Here is a 15,102-nt window from a genome sequence, read left to right as displayed (position 1 = left end):
TACCTGGAAATCATCAGTTTTGCTCGACGTGGCCGGCGTGATGGCCGCCTGCCAAAACGAATTGGTGCTCTCCTTTGTTATCCGACGGTCGCCGAGGGCGGTACCACTGTCAGGCGGGGCATGAAGCGAAGGTCGGTTTCGCCGACGTTGCCTATGCCGCGCCCGGGCATCGTTGCCAGCGGCGCGCCGAGCATGCTTGCGGGAGCCCCCGTTGTGGCTCCTGGGGCAGTGGCCAGGCTGGTGCTGGGCAGCGCCGTCGCGGCAGGACTCATTGCCGGGGCCGCCGAAGCCCAGGTTTGGGGCACCGACAACGCCCCGACCGTGGCCGCGCGGCCCACTCCCGCCGACACGGCCGCCCCGCCGAGTCCTGCTGAGCCGGGTGCTCCCAGCGCGCCGGACGCGAGCGCGCCCGTCAACCCCGGTCCCGAAGCTGCGGTGCTGGCGGCGGTGACGGCCGGCATCAAATTCTTCATCTGATTCGCGTTCGAGAGCAGCGAACTCGATATCCACCCGACCGAACTTGTCATCGACAACGCCGGATTCATGGAACTGAGCGACGAACTCAGCGACGACAGCGACCCCGTGGACGACTCGGACGTGGACGATAGCGGCGAGGCGAGCTGCTGCAGAGCCGTGGGCACCGTGGAGGTCACCTGTGACAGGACCGCCTGGGTGTCGGTGCTGGCCGAGCTGCCGACAGCTTGGCCGACCGCGGTCCCCTGTCCGGCCAGGCCGGCCGGGTTGCTGGTGGGCTGCGGCGGGATGAACTGGGTCAGGAGCGACGCACTGGCCGAGGCGGCCGCGTAGCCATACATCGCGGCGGCGTCCTGGGCCCACATCGCCGTGTACTGTGCCTCGGTGGCCGCGATCGCGGGCGTGTTTTGCCCGAGGATGTTGGTCGCGATCAGCGACAGCAACAGGCTGCGGTTGGCCGCGATGACTGGTGGCGGCACCGTCATCGCAAAGGCTGCCTCATAGGCGGCCGCGGCCTCCATGGCCTGCGAAGCCGTCTGCTGTGCCGTGGCGGCAGTGGTGTCCATCCACGCCACGAAGGGGGCGCTCGCGGCGGCCATCGCCGTCGACGCTGGACCTAGCCACGGTCCGCTGGTCAGCTCCGCAACTACCGAGGAATACGAAGCGGCCTCCGCATATAGCTGCTCGGCGAGCCCCTCCCAGGCCGACGCTGCGGCCAGCATCGAGCCCGGCCCCGGACCGGCATAGATCCTTGCCGAGTTGATCTCGGGTGGCAAAGCTGCGAAATCCATCATTTCACCTCGGAATGCTTAGCCGGCCGCGATCGCGTTGGCGGCCTCGGTGAGCGCATACGAGTCAGCGCTGACACCAAGGGTTTTCGCGACCAATTCGTGGATCGCCGCAGCTTGGGCGCTGACGGCCTGGTACATCTGCGCGTGCGCGGCAAACTGCAGCGCCGTCAACGCCGACACCTCATCGGCGGCGGCGGGACCCACCCCGGTCGTCGGTGTGGCCGCGGCCGCGTTTTCGGCGCTCATCGCCGAGCCGATGCCCTGCAGGTTACCGGTCGCCGCCGTCAACATTTGCGGGGCGACGGTGAGTGAGAACATGGATTTCTCCTTGGAGACTTGGGATTACGGACATGGGCTGACCCCGTCCGCTGCGGTGTGTTAAGGCGCTGGTGCGGTCGCCGCGGCATGGAAGCCGCGTCGCCTGATTCGGCTAGACAGCGTCAGGGAGGATTGATGTGTTCAATGGCCCGGCATTCATCCGGGCGAAAGGGGCGGCAGAGATTGGTGATGGTGAGCGAGTGCTCACCGATCCTCGTGGCGTAACACAATGGCCTGCCGCCGGCCGATCACCGGCGAGCTATGCAGAACCGCGTCAAGAGGTCTCGACCGGTGAAGGCAATGGCAGCCGCGCGGGGCGGGGCCCGCCCGACCGGCACCACAAGTTTGACCCGCGAACCTGCGACGGCGACCACCGCGACCGCGAGACCGAGTTCCACCAGCGCGGTAACCGGCCCCGGCACCGGCATAGCCCCGAACACCTTGGAGCATTTGGCGGCCAGGCCGCGGTAAAGCGAAGCATGGTCGGCCTGCATCCCGGGCCCGCCAGTGCCAGACCCGCCATCCGCCGATGTCACGAAGGCGTGCGGTGGGTCAAACGCGAGAGGAGCGAAATGCACCAGCCCGCACCCCAGGGCGCCGAGGGCCAGCCACACTGCAGCCGCGATCGCGACGACAGCGCGCAACCGCACCGAACTGCCTGCGCCGCCGGGTTTCATAGTGTCTCAACTGTACCTGTCTATAGGGGGGTATGCCATACATAGGGCGGTCGATACCGCATCGTGCCCGGGCCGCGATCGTGCCTCCTGGCGGCCCTAATGCTGCAGCTCAAGCAGATATCAGCAGTCGGGCCGCAGGGACTGACGCGCACAATTGCACCTCCATCCCAAATACCCCTACCCACCGGAGGTATAGCGGCGCCCGAGCTGGCATTCCTCTACCGAGGCGGTAATCGGTGCGTCGGCCCGCTCGCACGACAACACCAACTCGCGGCTTCGATCTATCGGCCCGGACACATAAGGACTCACCCGGCAGGCGATGCCCCCGGCCGAGCCGTTGGCAGCTGTTCACGTCGAATCCCTTAATCGCATGGGGATTTCGCGCCGATCGGGTGCTTAACGGTGGATCCTGCGGATTCACATGGGTCATTACCAGGTGACGACATCGAGGTGACCGAACGTGAGCAATCTTGCGCCTGGTTGCGTGCCGATGCCATTCTGCGGCGACTCTTTGGGGTCAGAGTCGTCGTCATCGCGGGCCGGCGTCCGACAGGATGACCAGGAGACGGGGACACAGATGCCTTGCCATGTGGCGGTGTGAATCGCCGGCGTCGGCCCCGGCCGGTTATCGCCGGTACCGCCGCTTGGAAGCCGCCAAGCTCGGAATGAGCCGGTTGCAGGTCGCGTGCGGGTTCGAGACGGTAGAGGGCAACTGCGGCGATGATGCCGATGAGAACCAGCCCGCCCCAAACCAGTGCGCCGGCGCTCAGCCGTTGTGCCGCACCGAATATCGATCCGGTAGCCAGGTTGCCGACGAGGATTCCGGCTCCGACGATGGTGTTGTAGAACCCATAATGGGTGGCCACGAGCCGGCCTCCGGCCAGCGAGACGACGGTGTCCATCTCGAACGGGAAGACCGCGGCCGAACCGACGGCCAGCAGCGCCGCCGACACCAGCAGGGCCCCCACCGCCGCGGGTGTCCCGAACCGATGGCCGTCGGGGACGACCGTCAGCGGCACGAACGAGGCCGCCAGGATGGCCACACCGATGGCCAGGCTACGTCCGGATCCCCAGCGTTTGGTGAACCAGCGGGTGATGCGCAGCTGTCCGATCACCGCAACCAGGCCAGAGACAACGAAAAGAGCTGCAACCAAAGCCTTTCCAGAGCGCGGCGTCAGCATCGACGCCTGCAGCGGCAGCGCCAGGTACACCTGGAAGGTCAATACGTAGGAGCCGATCATCGCCGCCGCGAAGAGCAGGAACGGCCGATTGCGGGCGACAACCCGCCAGTCCTGCAGGAACGACTTCTGCTGCGGCGCCGAATCGACACCGCGTCGCGGCAACGCCAACAGCTGCGCCACGGTCAGCACTGCGAACACGGCCGCCGCTGCCGCCGCCGTGACCTGAAAGTCGACGGCCACCAGGACCAGTCCGACCAGCGGACCCAACAGGATTCCGGCCTGATAGAAGAGGTTGAATATGGCGAAGGCCTCCACCCGGCGATCTCCGGCGTCAGCGGCCAGATAGGCCCGCACCGCCGGGTTGAACAACGCGCCGGCGAACCCGGTGGCCGCCGCGGCGATCAGCACAGCCGGCAACGACTGGGCCACCACAAGCAGCGCGAATCCGCCTGTGCGCAGCAGACATCCAGCCACGATCAACGGCTTATAGCCCACCCGGTCGGCCAGTGTGCCGCCCACGATGAACATGCCCTGCTGGGAGAAATTCCGCACGCCGAGCACCAATCCGACCGCCCAGGCCGCCAGCCCGAGCGGGCCAGCCAGGTACCCGGCCAGATACGGCATCAGCATGTAGAAACCCATGTTGATGCCGAACTGGTTGAGCATCAGGACCTGGCTGGGCCGGTCGAAGCCTCGAAACCGGGTGAGGAAATCCCTCATGCGGCTGCGATCAGTGCGGGATTGACGACGGTGCTGGTGCGAGTCCAGGAGGTCACCACCTGCTGGGTGGGGTCGGTGATGACGGTGGGCTCGGCGACGGGTTGCCAATCCAACAGCTGGTGCTGGTGGCAGTAGTCGTCGTTGTAGATGGTGTCGAAGTAGCGTTGCGGACCGTCAGGAAACACCGCGGCGATGCGGGTGTCCTGCGGGAAGGTGCGCGCGGCCCAGCCCGCGACCAGCGCCACGGCCCCCACGCTCCAGCCGCCGCTGGCGAAGTTGCTGGCCGCCAAAGTGCGGCACGCCCACACCGACTCCTGCGGGGCCACCCAGTGCACCTCGTCAAAGGCGGCGTAGTCGATGTTGCGCGGATAGATGCTCGAGCCCAGCCCGCGCATCAACCGGCTGGCCACCGGCTGACCGAAAATAGTCGAGCCGATGGTGTCGACCCCGATCAGCTTCATCGCCGGGTTGAACTCGCGCAGCACCCGCGCCACCCCGGCCGAATGCCCGCCGGTGCCCACCGAGCACACCAGCACATCCACCCCGCCGAGCTGATCAAGCAGCTCCAACGCCAACGACCGGTAGCCGGTGATGTTGTCGGGGTTGCTGTACTGGTCGGGGCACCAGGCCCCCGGCTCGGCGGCCAACAGCTGGGCGACCCGGTCTTTACGGGCCTGTTGCCAGCCCCCCACCGGGTGCGGCTCGGTGACCAGCTCGACATCGGCGCCGTAGGCGGCCAGCATGTGACGCACGATCGGCTCCATGCCGGTGTCGGTGACCACGGTGACCGGATGCCCATAGGCCTGGCCGGCCAACGCCAGCCCCAACCCCAGGCTGCCGCTGGTGGATTCCACGATGCGCGCCCCGGGAGCTAATTCGCCGCGGGCCCGGGCGGCTTCGACCATGTGCAGGGCCGGGCGGTCTTTCATGCTGCCGCCGGGATTGAACCCTTCCAGCTTGGCCCAAAACCCGCGTCCGGGCGGGGCGAACGGCGCCTCAATGCGCAGCACCGGGGTATGGCCCACCATCGCACCGGGACGCCGATAGGTGTCGGTGCCGGGCAGGGCGCACTCACGTGGCTGAACAACTTTGAGCGCCGGGATCGGGTGAACATAGTTATCGAAAGACAAAACATCGGTCATGAGAATCGTCGCTTTCTTGCGAACGCCGCGAATCAGTGCGGCACTTGACAGGGGTCAGCGATCACCAGCCGCCGAGCACACACGTGCTGCAAACGACCTGGCGCTGACCAGTCAGCGACGAGACAAGCAGAACCGGGTCAACACGTCTTGACCGGTAACAGAAAGAGCCGGGGCGCGCGGGGGGCCGCGCCCGGCGGGCACCCCAAACCGGGCCAGCCCACCGGTCAGCGCCACGGCGGCCACCGCACTCAACGCGATTAACGCAGCCACCACCGCGCCCGAGCGCGGCAGCACCGCCGTGGTGAACTGCTCGTGATGGTCGCCCGAGGAACCCTTGCCCACATGCGGATGATCGACATCAACGGTGAACTCACCACCCAGCGAAGCCACCAACGCATGCGCCGACTGCGACATCGAAGACTGCGACACCGAAGACTGCGAATGCCCCATCACGCTGTGGGCACCGATGAGAACCCACGCCGTCAACCACGCCGCAGCCCCCACGGCCACTACATACCGGAGCCGAGGCAACCCGCTAGCGCCGCCGAATATCACGACACACCGGCCCTGGCGATATGCGAGAAAACCGAGGATGAGCCGGGGTATTTCCGATGCGCGGATTCGCAGCTCATGGTGTGCGTCGCCGATGAGCAGTTCACTGCGCGCCCGGTGGACATAGAAGCAGAATATACCCCGTACCCGTATATGTAAACCGGGGCCTTTGGCGGTCGAGCAGTCCTAGGTTGCGCCTGACCAGATGCTGACGACGCTCCACGGACTGCACGACGGCCGGCATAGTTGTGCCCGAGATCGACCGTCACCGTCGGCCCGGCATATCGATTACAACCAGTGCCCCGCCGCACCTACCACCGGGTTCATCGACCCAGCGGCCTTTGCGCCGTGATGTAGTGCAGCAACAATCGGTCACCGGTGCCGACGATGGAGAACCCCGCATCGGTAATCAGCTCATCGAGCTGGTGTAGCCGGTTCTGCTCCCTGGCATGGGCGTTGAAAACAGCAGCAATCCGGTGCAAGGTGCCACCGCCCGAGGGGCGAAGATCGGCGATGCATAGCCGCCCGCCCGGTCGCAGAACTCGAAACATTTGCCGCACTGCGTCGGCACGTCGGTCGACTGGAAAGTGGTGAAACGCCAAGCTAGATACCACCACGTCGAACGATTGGTCGGAGAAGGGCAGATCTTCGGCGGAGGCAACCTGAAAGGCCGCGTTCGCCGGCGCACGCCGCGCGGCGTAGTCCACCATCGATTGTGAAGGATCGATCCCGACAACGCTGCCACCCGGGTGCACCGCCCGTGCGATTCGTCGAGTGAAGTATCCGGTCCCGCAGCCGACGTCGAGCACCCTATTGCCGGGCTCGGCGCCGGATAGCCCGACCAGCCGGTCCCACATGCGCGCACGTAGCCCCAGAGACCACGCATTGGTGGCCCATTCGTAAGTACGGGGATAGTTGAGTACCCACCCGGACCCGTCACCGTGCCGATGATCAGCGAACAGCCTCTGCGCCAGTCCCATCTAAAAATCCTTCCTGTATATGCTTTCAGTGCGGCCAACCCAACGGTACAGCAATACCCCCATGCGGTATATTCAAGCTCGGCGGAGCGGGACGCGGCTCTTTCGGATCGAACGAAACACCGAACGGCGCAATGAAAGACAGGTACAGGCGTGCGCGAATTGACTTTTGACAGGGCGCGACTTAGCAGGCGGAGTTTTATGGCTGCCACCGTTGCCGGCGGGTTCGCCCTGGCCGCCTGCGGCCGATCCGACGAGCAAACACATACCGGCAACACGGCGATGGCGGCCGCCATCGCTGCTGCCGAGGCGGCGCGGCCCCACACCGGGCGCACCGTAACGGCGGCACTGACGCCTCAACCGACAACAATCGACCTCGGTGGCATCACTGTGCGCACGATGGCCTACGGTAACGCCATCCCGGGGCCCGTGATCCGCGCCAATGTCGGTGACGAACTCGCGGTCACGGTCACCAACCGGCTCGATTCGGCCACCTCGGTGCATTGGCACGGCATCGCGCTGCGCAACGACATGGACGGCGTCGCACCCGCCACCCCGAACATCGACGCCGGCCGCGACTTCACCTACCGCTTTTCGGTACCTCACCCCGGCACCTATTGGGCGCATCCGCACGTCGGCCTGGACGCCGACTATGGTCTGTATCTGCCCGTGATCATCGATGACCCCCGAGAGTCGGGCCGCTACGACGCCGAATGGATCGTCGTACTCGACGACTGGACCGACGGCGTCGGCAAGACCCCCAGGCAGCTCTACGACGATTTGACCAATCAGCGCAGGCCCAGCATGAGCAGCATGCCCGGCATGGGAAACATGCCCGCCATGGAGATGGACGGCGTCGGGACCAGCAATCTGCTCGGCGGCGATCCAGGCGATATTGCCTATCCGCACTACCTCATCAACGGCCGTATTCCCGCCGCTCCCACCACATTCAGCGCCAAGCCCGGACAGCGCATCCGGATCCGGATCATCAATTCCGGCTCCGACACCGCGTTCCGCGTCGCGCTAGCCGGGCACTCGATGACCGTCACCCACACCGACGGCTACCCCGTAGTGCCCACCGAGGTCGACGCGCTACTGATCGGCATGGCCGAACGCTACGACGTCGTCGTCACCGCCGCCGATGGCGTTTTCCCGCTGGTCGCTCTTGCCGAAGGCAAAAATGCGCTGGCGCGGGCTGTGCTCTCCACCGGCGCCGGTAACGCCCCTGATCCGGGTTTCCAGCCGCCCGAACTCAACAAGCGAGTCGGCACCGTCGAAATGTTCTCCGCCGCACCGGAAGTCGATTTGGGTGTGGCCAAATCCGATGTGAATCTCCCGGTGGTCCTCAGTGGCGACATGACGAAGTATGATTGGCTGATCAACGGCGAGCCCTACAGCAAGACCAAGCCGCTACAGGTACGCCAGGGCCAACGCGCCACGCTGGCATTCGACAACACCACCATGATGTACCACCCGATGCACCTGCACGGACACACTTTCCAGGTGATCAAGCCCGATGGCACGCCCGGCCCCCGCAAAGACACCGTCAACGTACTGCCCAAGCAGAAATTGAGCGCCGTCCTCGTCGCGGACAACCCCGGCGTCTGGATGTTCCACTGCCACAACACCTATCACCAAGAGGCCGGCATGATGACTCGCCTCGAGTACACCAGCTGAGCCATCACGGCGTGCGCGCAGTCCCTCAACATGGCTAGGGTGATGCCGAGGTCGCTAGCCTTGCTAGACGAAGATTGTCTGAGATGTCATTCTCGACGGCCTGGATTGAGTGGCGTGCGCTCCGGCAGGCTTCTAATTGGTGAGTAACCCAAACCACCGTTCAACCTGCTCGAGCACGACGAGTATGTTGGGGTGAAGCAGATTCGGACTCGAGGATGGGTGACGAGCCGTTTCGTTATCCGTCGAATTTCACGAACGATGTGTCGTTGCGTCGGTGGGGTGCGAGTGCAAGGGGCTACGCCGCCCGCTGAGTGCCCCGTGGCCGCTAGTGGTGCGCCATTTGTCCGTCTTCTTGGTCTATGCTCCCGGCACAGTGGTATCCGGGCGGTATTGCGGGCAGTAGGCATTGACTGCGGTGCCGAAGAAATAGCCGGCCACGTGTGCCGACAGGTCGGTGTCTTTTACCAGCGACAAAATCAGGTTGGCCGGCGTCTGGCCTGCATCGAGTCCGGTGCACACTTTATGGCCGGCCGTGATCGCGACATCGCGGTTGGTAAAGACGATCCCGTGTTTCTTGAGCGCGGCGAGGAAGTCATCGTCAGTTTGATCCGCTGATACAGGTGGAGCGAATTGCAGCGCAGCAGCGAAGAGCAGGATTACGCTCGTTGTCAACCATTTCCACCGAGGCACATTGGTTTGGGCCATTAATCGCTCCTGCGGGTGCTAAAAGGTCTTGAGACGCGGGAGCGTCGGGGGCCACCGACATGGCTTTGTTTGGTGCGCGCGCGGCGTCGTCGACGTTGGATGATGATGAATGCCACTGCCAGGGCGACCGCGATGGTGGCGAGGATGGCAGTTCCTGTGATCTGCTGGATGTCGTTGTAGTGCGGTAGGTAGTTGGCTTCCGCGGCGAATCGCCCGTTGCGTGGCGTGCTCATTTGGTGACCTTTCGGATTGGCCCAAATTCATCGGCCGCTGAGCTGGACAGCCTTGACGATGAGCAGGACGGCGCCGACGACGAGGTAGCCGCGCAGCGCAATCATGCCTAGACGGGTCCCTGGCGACCACGTCACGGGCTCTAACAAGGTCAGTGGTGGCATTCGCCAGCTATTGCGGTCAATAGGCCGCGCCGGGCTCGATGCCGCCGGTGGTGAGGGCTGGCGGCGACCCATCCAACGAAGTGCCGGTACCGTGGCTGCGGCGAGTATGACCAAGGTCAGTGCCAGGTAGCCGGCGACAACGATCACGTCGAGGCCGGGGAACAAGGTAGTCGCCATCAGGATTCCCGACAGCAACAGCAGGACGCCGACGATCAGCCCGGCAACCCAGTTGAGCCAGGGCCGATTCACCCAGGGGCCCAATACTTCCCGGTCGTTGCACAGCAGCAGGAGGAACACGCTGGCGCTGGGCAACAGCAAGCCAGCGAGGGCCTGCACGGCGGTGGTGATCAACCCAAGGGGGGCGCCAGGAATCAGCACGATCGCCGCCGCAAACGCCACCATTGCGCTGTAGGAAAGGTAGAACGGTTTGGCATCGGCGAACCCCCGGTGCAGCGAGTGTTTCAGGCCGAATACGTCGCCAAAGGCGTAGCTGGTGGCCAGGGTCACTGCGGCGGCGCCGACGATCGAGGCGTCCATCAGCACGATCGCGAACAACCAGCCGAGCGTCGAATTGTGTTGGCCCAGCAGATGCGAGATGGCGCCGGCGTCGGTGAAACCACCTGCTGTGCCAGTGGAGCGCGCCGCCCAATCGCCGATCATGACCAGCGCGGTGGCGCCGATCACCACGATGAACGCCCCCAACACCGTATCGGCGCGCTCGTAGCCCATAAATCGAGGTGTAATGCGCTTGTCGACGACGTTGGACTGCTGAAAAAACAGCTGCCAAGGCGCCACGGTGGTGCCGACGATGGCAATGATCAAAAGCACCGCATCCGAGGTCACGCCGCCGGAGATGTTCGGCACCACAAATGATTTGGCGGCGTGGGCCCACTGTGGGTGCGCCATCAACAGGATTGGGATCTGCACCAAAGTGATGGCGATGAAGACGAACATGGCCCGCTCCCACCGGCGAAAGCTGCCGCTGGCCATGATCGCGATGAGCGCGATCGCTGAGACCGGAACGACAATGTATTTGGAGATACCGATGTAGGTGGCGGCCAAAGTGATGCCGATGAACTCGGTGACGATCGTGAGGAAGTTGAGCAGGAACAGGTCGCCGACGGAGAACCAGCCCCAGCCGCGGCCGAAGCGTTCGTTGATCAAGCGGGCGTGTCCGACGCCGGTAACCGCGCCGAGCCGGACCACCATCTCTTGGTTGACGATGAGCACCGGGATGAGCAGGAGTAGCACCCACAGCAGGGAGTAGCCATAATTTTGGCCAGCTTGGGTGTAGGTGGCCACCCCGCCGGCATCGTTATCGCCGACCATCACAATGATTCCGGGACCGATAATGGCAAGCAGCGTCAGCAGCCGCGTCTTGAAAGTGCGGGGATGGTCGGTTTCCGCGACGTTAATGCGCCCGAAGGCGCCCTCGATATTACCGAGGTGAGCCGAGTCAAGCACAGCGGTGCGCTTCGGTGGTGGCGACTCGGATCGGTGAGTCGCTGCTGCGTGGCCGGTGGCCTTCTCGCCGGAGGTCACGGCGCCTCACTCTCTGGTGCAGGCGCGTCGCGATCGTCATGCGGTGGGGTGATTTCGCGGACCGGGCGGGGGGCGGGTTCGCGGCGACGCCAATCCTCGGGGATGGTGGCTTCTAGCACGTCGTCGACGGTGACAACCCCGAGCACGCGGTCCTGGCCGTCGACGACGGGGATGGAGTAGAGGTTGAAGTCGGCCATCAATAGGGCGACGTCGGTCAGATCGGCTTCAGCGCCGATTCGAATTGGGTCGCAATCCATCAGTGCTTCAACGGTTTGACCGGGTTCGGCTTGCAGCAGGTCGATCACCGACACGACACCAGCCAGGCGGTTGTCTTCATCAAGGACATGCATCTTGACCAATGCCTCGGGCTGTATCGTCGTGGCGCCCGCGATCAGTGCCAGCGCCGTGCCGGCAGTGGTGCTTGCGGCGCAGGAGACGAAGTCGACGTTCATCAGGCCGCCGGCACTGTCGGGGTTAAAGCCCATCAGGGTGATCACCTTCGTGCGCTGCGGGCCCGGCATCAGCTCCAGGACGCGCCGGCGCCGCGATTGACGCAGGTCTGCGATCGCGTCGGCGGCGTCGTCGGCGCGCATCCGGCCCAATAGTGCGGCGACCTCGTCATCGGCCATGTCATTGAGCAATCGGCTGGCCTTGTCAGGGTCGAGTTCTTCGAACACGTCGGCTTCCAATTCCGGGTCGCTGCGGACCCGGTCGAGGATCTCCCCACCCTCGGCTTTGTCAGCGTCTTCGAGAAGATCAGCGATGTCCGCGGGTTTGAACCCGCCGAGCCGGCCTGACTGACGTCGCGATGCACCGGAGCGGGCGTGGCCGATCAGTGGTTCGAATGCCTTCCAATCTCGGGCCGCATGCCCACCCCGACTTTTGACTAGTCCGAAGAACCGCGCCGGGCGGCGAGTATCCAGACGGGCAAGCACCCACCCGCCGCCGGTATCTTCGAGCTCCACGTCATAGGCGCGTACCAACTCCACGGCAGCCACATCGATCAACCGGTGTCCTAGCACATCAGTGCGCAGCAACACCTCGCCGTCGCGGCGTTCGAAACCGCGCAGATCGATTTTGTGTGTCGCCAATACCACGCGGTCTGGGGCGTACTGAGAAATGGAGGGGCTGCCGATGAACACCCGCCGCCTCCCCACCACAGCGACGATCCCACTCACCAACGGATACTCGTCGGCGCCGCGCAGCCGCACGATCACGTCCTGCACCCGGCCCACAGCCTCGCCCGACCGGGCCAGGACCGGCGCGTGCAGCAACTCTGAGAGATGCATAACCGGGTGCGACCCGACCTGCTTAGCTGGCGTTTCTGGTCCACTCACTTGTGCTTACCTTTCTTACCGGGGCGCTCGTCGGGCTCAGGATGCCGTAGCCCACTCGAACGGGTAACCCCCGCGAGTCACGCGCACTTCGGGGATTCGCTGCGGGGGAGACGCGACGGCATGGGCAATCAATTGGCGACCAGGGCCGACATCGCGTCCTGATACCGCCGCCACGGCGGTACTTGACGATCCTGGACGGGCCGTAGATTCGTTGCATCGTTACGTTGAATCGTGACTCGATGGCCTTGGCCCAGCAAGTGGTTTGATGCGTCCGGCGCGCACGCCATTGGCGATGACGACGACCTCGGTGAGCTCGTGCACGAATACCACCGCAGCCAAACCCAGGGTCCCGAACAGCGACAGCGGCATCAGCACGGTGATGATCGCTAGCGATAGCCCGACGTTTTGCAACATGATCTGCCGGGAACGGCGGGCATGGTGCAGCGCTTGGGGCAGATGGCGCAGGTCTTGGCCCATCAACGCGACGTCGGCGGTTTCGATGGCGACGTCGGTTCCCATGGCGCCCATAGCGATTCCCAGGTCGGCGGCGGCCAGGGCCGGAGCATCGTTGACGCCGTCGCCAACCATCGCGGTCCGCCGCTGGGCACGTAGCTCTGTGACCAGGTGTGCCTTGTCCTCAGGACGCAGCTCGGCGTACACGTGCTCGATTCCGGCTTCGGCGGCCAAAGCTGAAGCGGTGGCGCGATTGTCGCCGGTGAGCATCGCCACCTGGTAGTTGCCGGCTCGCAATTCGGCGACGACCTCGGCGGCTTCCGGACGTAGTTCGTCGCGCACGGCGATGGCCCCGAGTAGCCGCCCGTCGCGTTCGACGAGAACCGTTGTGGCTCCGGCGTGTTGCATGCGCATGACGTCCTCGGTGAGGTCGGCTGGATCGAGCCAGCCGGCGCGTCCCAGTCGGACATCGTGGCCGTCGACTCGGCCGGTCAATCCGGCGCCGGGGATGGCTTGCACGTCGCTGGCCGCGGCGACCGACGTTCGGGTCGTGGCGAGAACAGCCGCGGCCAGTGGGTGCTCGCTGCGGGCCTCCAGCGCGGCTGCCACCGCCAGCACGTCTTCGTGAGTGGCGCCCCCAGTGGTGGCGACCTCGATGACCGCGGGCCGATTGGCCGTCAGGGTTCCGGTCTTGTCCAGGGCAATTGCGCCGATGGTGCCCATGCCTTCCAGGGCGGCGCCACCTTTGATGAGTACACCGAACCGGGCGGCCGCCCCGATGGACGCCACCACCGACACGGGCACCGCGATGGCCAATGCGCATGGCGAGGCAGCAACCAGTACCACCAGAGCACGTTCGATCCAGACGGCAGGGCTACCGAAAATGCTGCCCACCCCGGCGATCGCGGCCCCGGCGATCATGATGCCCGGCACCAGCGGTCGCGCGATGCGGTCGGCCAGTCGCTGACTGGCGCCCTTGCGCGCCTGCTCGGCTTCCACGATGTGCACGATGCGCGCCAGCGAGTTGTCTTCTGCCGTTGCGGTGACCTGCACCAGCAGCGCGCCGGAACCGTTGATCGACCCGGCGAACACGTCGTCGCCGGGTCCGGCTTCGACCGGTACGGATTCACCGGTGATCGCGGAGACGTCCAATGAGGTGCGACCGTCACGAATGATGCCGTCAGTGGCCAGACGTTCACCTGGTTTGACGATCATTTGATCACCGACCTGAAGGTCGGCTGCGGCCACCACGGTTTCGCTGCCCGCGCGCAGCACTGTGGCCTGATCCGGCACCAGCGACAGCAGCGCGCGCAAGCCGCGGCGCGTACGCGACACCGCGAATTCCTCCAAGCCCTCACTGATGGAGAACAAGAACGCCAGCATGGCAGCCTCGCCGACCTGACCGAGACCCACGGCGCCGGCCGCAGCGATGGTCATCAACGTGCCGACACCGATGTGGCCCTGCGTAAGTCGCTTGATGGCCGACGGCACGAATGTCGAGGCCCCCACCGCCAAGGCGACGACTTTGAAACCCAGAGCGACCGGCCCCAGCGGAGTGACCCATGCGGTGATCACCGACCCCGTCAGCAACACCCCGGACAATGCAGCGCGTCGCAGCTTGACGACCTGCCAGAGCCGCTCCGGCGCGTCCTCGCTGTCATCATGCTCGCAGCAGCCATCGCTAACCGTCCCCCAAGGACGACGCTGTTCAACGTCACACGAACCCGACCGCACCCGCGTGCTCCAGTCGATGACTCGTTGCACCACACCGGGCTTGCGGCCGTCCGCCGAGTGCGGGGTACGCGGTGGCACCGACGCTACCGGGATGTGCTCGGCATCGGCGATCGCAGACAGGACGGAGGCTGTGTCGCAGCGCTCAGGCGTGTACCAGATCACCACTGAGGCGGTGCGCGGATAGGCCCGCACGGCTTCGACGCCGGTGACCATACCAACGGCGTCCTCGATCGCCACCGCGCGGACGGTGTCGAATCGAAACCCGCTGGCGTGCACCCGCATTCGTCGCGCCGTCGCAGACACAACGGTCAGCCTCAGGTCGGCATCGGGATGCGCAGCGGTGGTCGGCATCATCAGCCCTCCTAGCGGTATATCGGCGGATCCCTACCAAGGATGTCAACCTGCCCTGTCCGCCGAGGGCGCAGCG

12 protein-coding genes and 1 pseudogene are annotated in these 15,102 nt (G+C 65.2%); 1 reads left to right on the top strand and 12 read right to left on the bottom strand.

Translation table 11 applies throughout. The features are described from left to right. Nucleotides 1-77 precede the first annotated feature (77 nt). The 7 genes and pseudogenes from W7U_RS09630 to W7U_RS09600 form a co-directional block, all read right to left on the bottom strand. The gene (locus W7U_RS09630; protein ID WP_014942231.1) at nt 78-1,268 is read right to left on the bottom strand and encodes a PPE family protein; all 1,191 of its coding nucleotides are present in this window, start codon (nt 1,266-1,268) and stop codon (nt 78-80) included. A 15-nt stretch (nt 1,269-1,283) separates the two neighbouring features. Continuing rightward, nucleotides 1,284-1,583 carry a PE family protein gene (locus W7U_RS09625; protein ID WP_008257399.1) on the bottom strand — a complete coding sequence of 100 codons (300 nt, stop codon included), beginning with the start codon at nt 1,581-1,583 and terminating at the stop codon, nt 1,284-1,286. Nucleotides 1,584-1,831: 248 nt separating this feature from the next. After that, a complete protein-coding gene (locus tag W7U_RS09620) occupies nt 1,832-2,260 on the bottom strand; it encodes a hypothetical protein (protein ID WP_008257397.1) in 429 nt (142 codons plus the stop codon). A gap of 683 nt (nt 2,261-2,943) precedes the next feature. Next, nucleotides 2,944-4,161: pseudogene (locus W7U_RS09615) on the bottom strand (MFS transporter); the annotation flags it as partial. Continuing rightward, nucleotides 4,158-5,303 (bottom strand): PLP-dependent cysteine synthase family protein, encoded by a 1,146-nt coding sequence (locus W7U_RS09610; protein ID WP_008257392.1) that lies wholly within the window; start codon nt 5,301-5,303, stop codon nt 4,158-4,160. The pseudogene W7U_RS09615 and the gene W7U_RS09610, both read right to left, overlap by 4 nt. A 111-nt stretch (nt 5,304-5,414) precedes the next feature. Then, nucleotides 5,415-5,813, bottom strand: coding sequence for a hypothetical protein (locus W7U_RS09605; protein ID WP_008257390.1), 399 nt, complete (start codon nt 5,811-5,813; stop codon nt 5,415-5,417). Nucleotides 5,814-6,178: 365 nt separating this feature from the next. Then, entirely contained in the window at nt 6,179-6,835 is a 657-nt protein-coding gene (locus W7U_RS09600) for a class I SAM-dependent methyltransferase (protein ID WP_033717528.1), read from the bottom strand. Between the two features lie 198 nt (nt 6,836-7,033). Here W7U_RS09600 and W7U_RS09595 point away from each other — a divergent pair, with 198 nt between their 5' ends. After that, on the top strand, nt 7,034-8,509 hold the full coding sequence (locus W7U_RS09595; protein ID WP_008257387.1) for a multicopper oxidase family protein: 1,476 nt from the start codon (nt 7,034-7,036) through the stop codon (nt 8,507-8,509). Nucleotides 8,510-8,866: 357 nt separating this feature from the next. On the opposite strand, the gene W7U_RS25495 is transcribed toward W7U_RS09595, so the two are convergent. From W7U_RS25495 to W7U_RS09575, 5 genes are all read right to left on the bottom strand, one after another. Next, entirely contained in the window at nt 8,867-9,214 is a 348-nt protein-coding gene (locus tag W7U_RS25495; RefSeq protein WP_014942227.1) for a DUF732 domain-containing protein, read from the bottom strand. After that, entirely contained in the window at nt 9,214-9,447 is a 234-nt protein-coding gene (locus tag W7U_RS25490) for a hypothetical protein (RefSeq protein WP_014942226.1), read from the bottom strand. The genes W7U_RS25495 and W7U_RS25490 overlap by 1 nt, the downstream gene beginning before the upstream one ends. Nucleotides 9,448-9,474: 27 nt before the next feature. Further along, a complete protein-coding gene (locus W7U_RS09585; protein ID WP_008257385.1) occupies nt 9,475-11,073 on the bottom strand; it encodes an Nramp family divalent metal transporter in 1,599 nt (532 codons plus the stop codon). A 74-nt stretch (nt 11,074-11,147) separates the two neighbouring features. Next, entirely contained in the window at nt 11,148-12,440 is a 1,293-nt protein-coding gene (locus W7U_RS09580) for a CBS domain-containing protein (RefSeq protein WP_008257382.1), read from the bottom strand. Nucleotides 12,441-12,707: 267 nt separating this feature from the next. Beyond that, complete coding sequence (locus tag W7U_RS09575) at nt 12,708-15,029, bottom strand: heavy metal translocating P-type ATPase (protein WP_008257380.1); 2,322 nt, start codon at nt 15,027-15,029, stop codon at nt 12,708-12,710. Between the last annotated feature and the right edge of the window lie 73 nt (nt 15,030-15,102).

It is taken from the genome of Mycobacterium sp. H4Y, assembly GCF_000364405.1.
GTDB classification, from domain to species: Bacteria; Actinomycetota; Actinomycetes; order Mycobacteriales; family Mycobacteriaceae; genus Mycobacterium; species Mycobacterium intracellulare.
The sequence above is the reverse complement of the archived record's forward strand: the minus strand, read 5'-3'. Positions and strand labels throughout refer to the sequence as shown.

Bases quoted from the DNA above. Each gene is read 5' to 3' on its own strand.
- W7U_RS09630 (WP_014942231.1), bottom strand. From the start codon at position 1,268: ATGATGGATTTCGCAGCTTTGCCACCCGAGATCAACTCGGCAAGGATC.
- W7U_RS09625 (WP_008257399.1), bottom strand. From the start codon at position 1,583: ATGTTCTCACTCACCGTCGCCCCGCAAATGTTGACGGCGGCGACCGGT.
- W7U_RS09620 (WP_008257397.1), bottom strand. From the start codon at position 2,260: ATGAAACCCGGCGGCGCAGGCAGTTCGGTGCGGTTGCGCGCTGTCGTC.
- W7U_RS09610 (WP_008257392.1), bottom strand. From the start codon at position 5,303: ATGACCGATGTTTTGTCTTTCGATAACTATGTTCACCCGATCCCGGCG.
- W7U_RS09600 (WP_033717528.1), bottom strand. From the start codon at position 6,835: ATGGGACTGGCGCAGAGGCTGTTCGCTGATCATCGGCACGGTGACGGG.
- W7U_RS09595 (WP_008257387.1), top strand. From the start codon at position 7,034: ATGGCTGCCACCGTTGCCGGCGGGTTCGCCCTGGCCGCCTGCGGCCGA.
- W7U_RS25495 (WP_014942227.1), bottom strand. From the start codon at position 9,214: ATGGCCCAAACCAATGTGCCTCGGTGGAAATGGTTGACAACGAGCGTA.
- W7U_RS25490 (WP_014942226.1), bottom strand. From the start codon at position 9,447: ATGAGCACGCCACGCAACGGGCGATTCGCCGCGGAAGCCAACTACCTA.
- W7U_RS09580 (WP_008257382.1), bottom strand. From the start codon at position 12,440: ATGCATCTCTCAGAGTTGCTGCACGCGCCGGTCCTGGCCCGGTCGGGC.
- W7U_RS09575 (WP_008257380.1), bottom strand. From the start codon at position 15,029: ATGATGCCGACCACCGCTGCGCATCCCGATGCCGACCTGAGGCTGACC.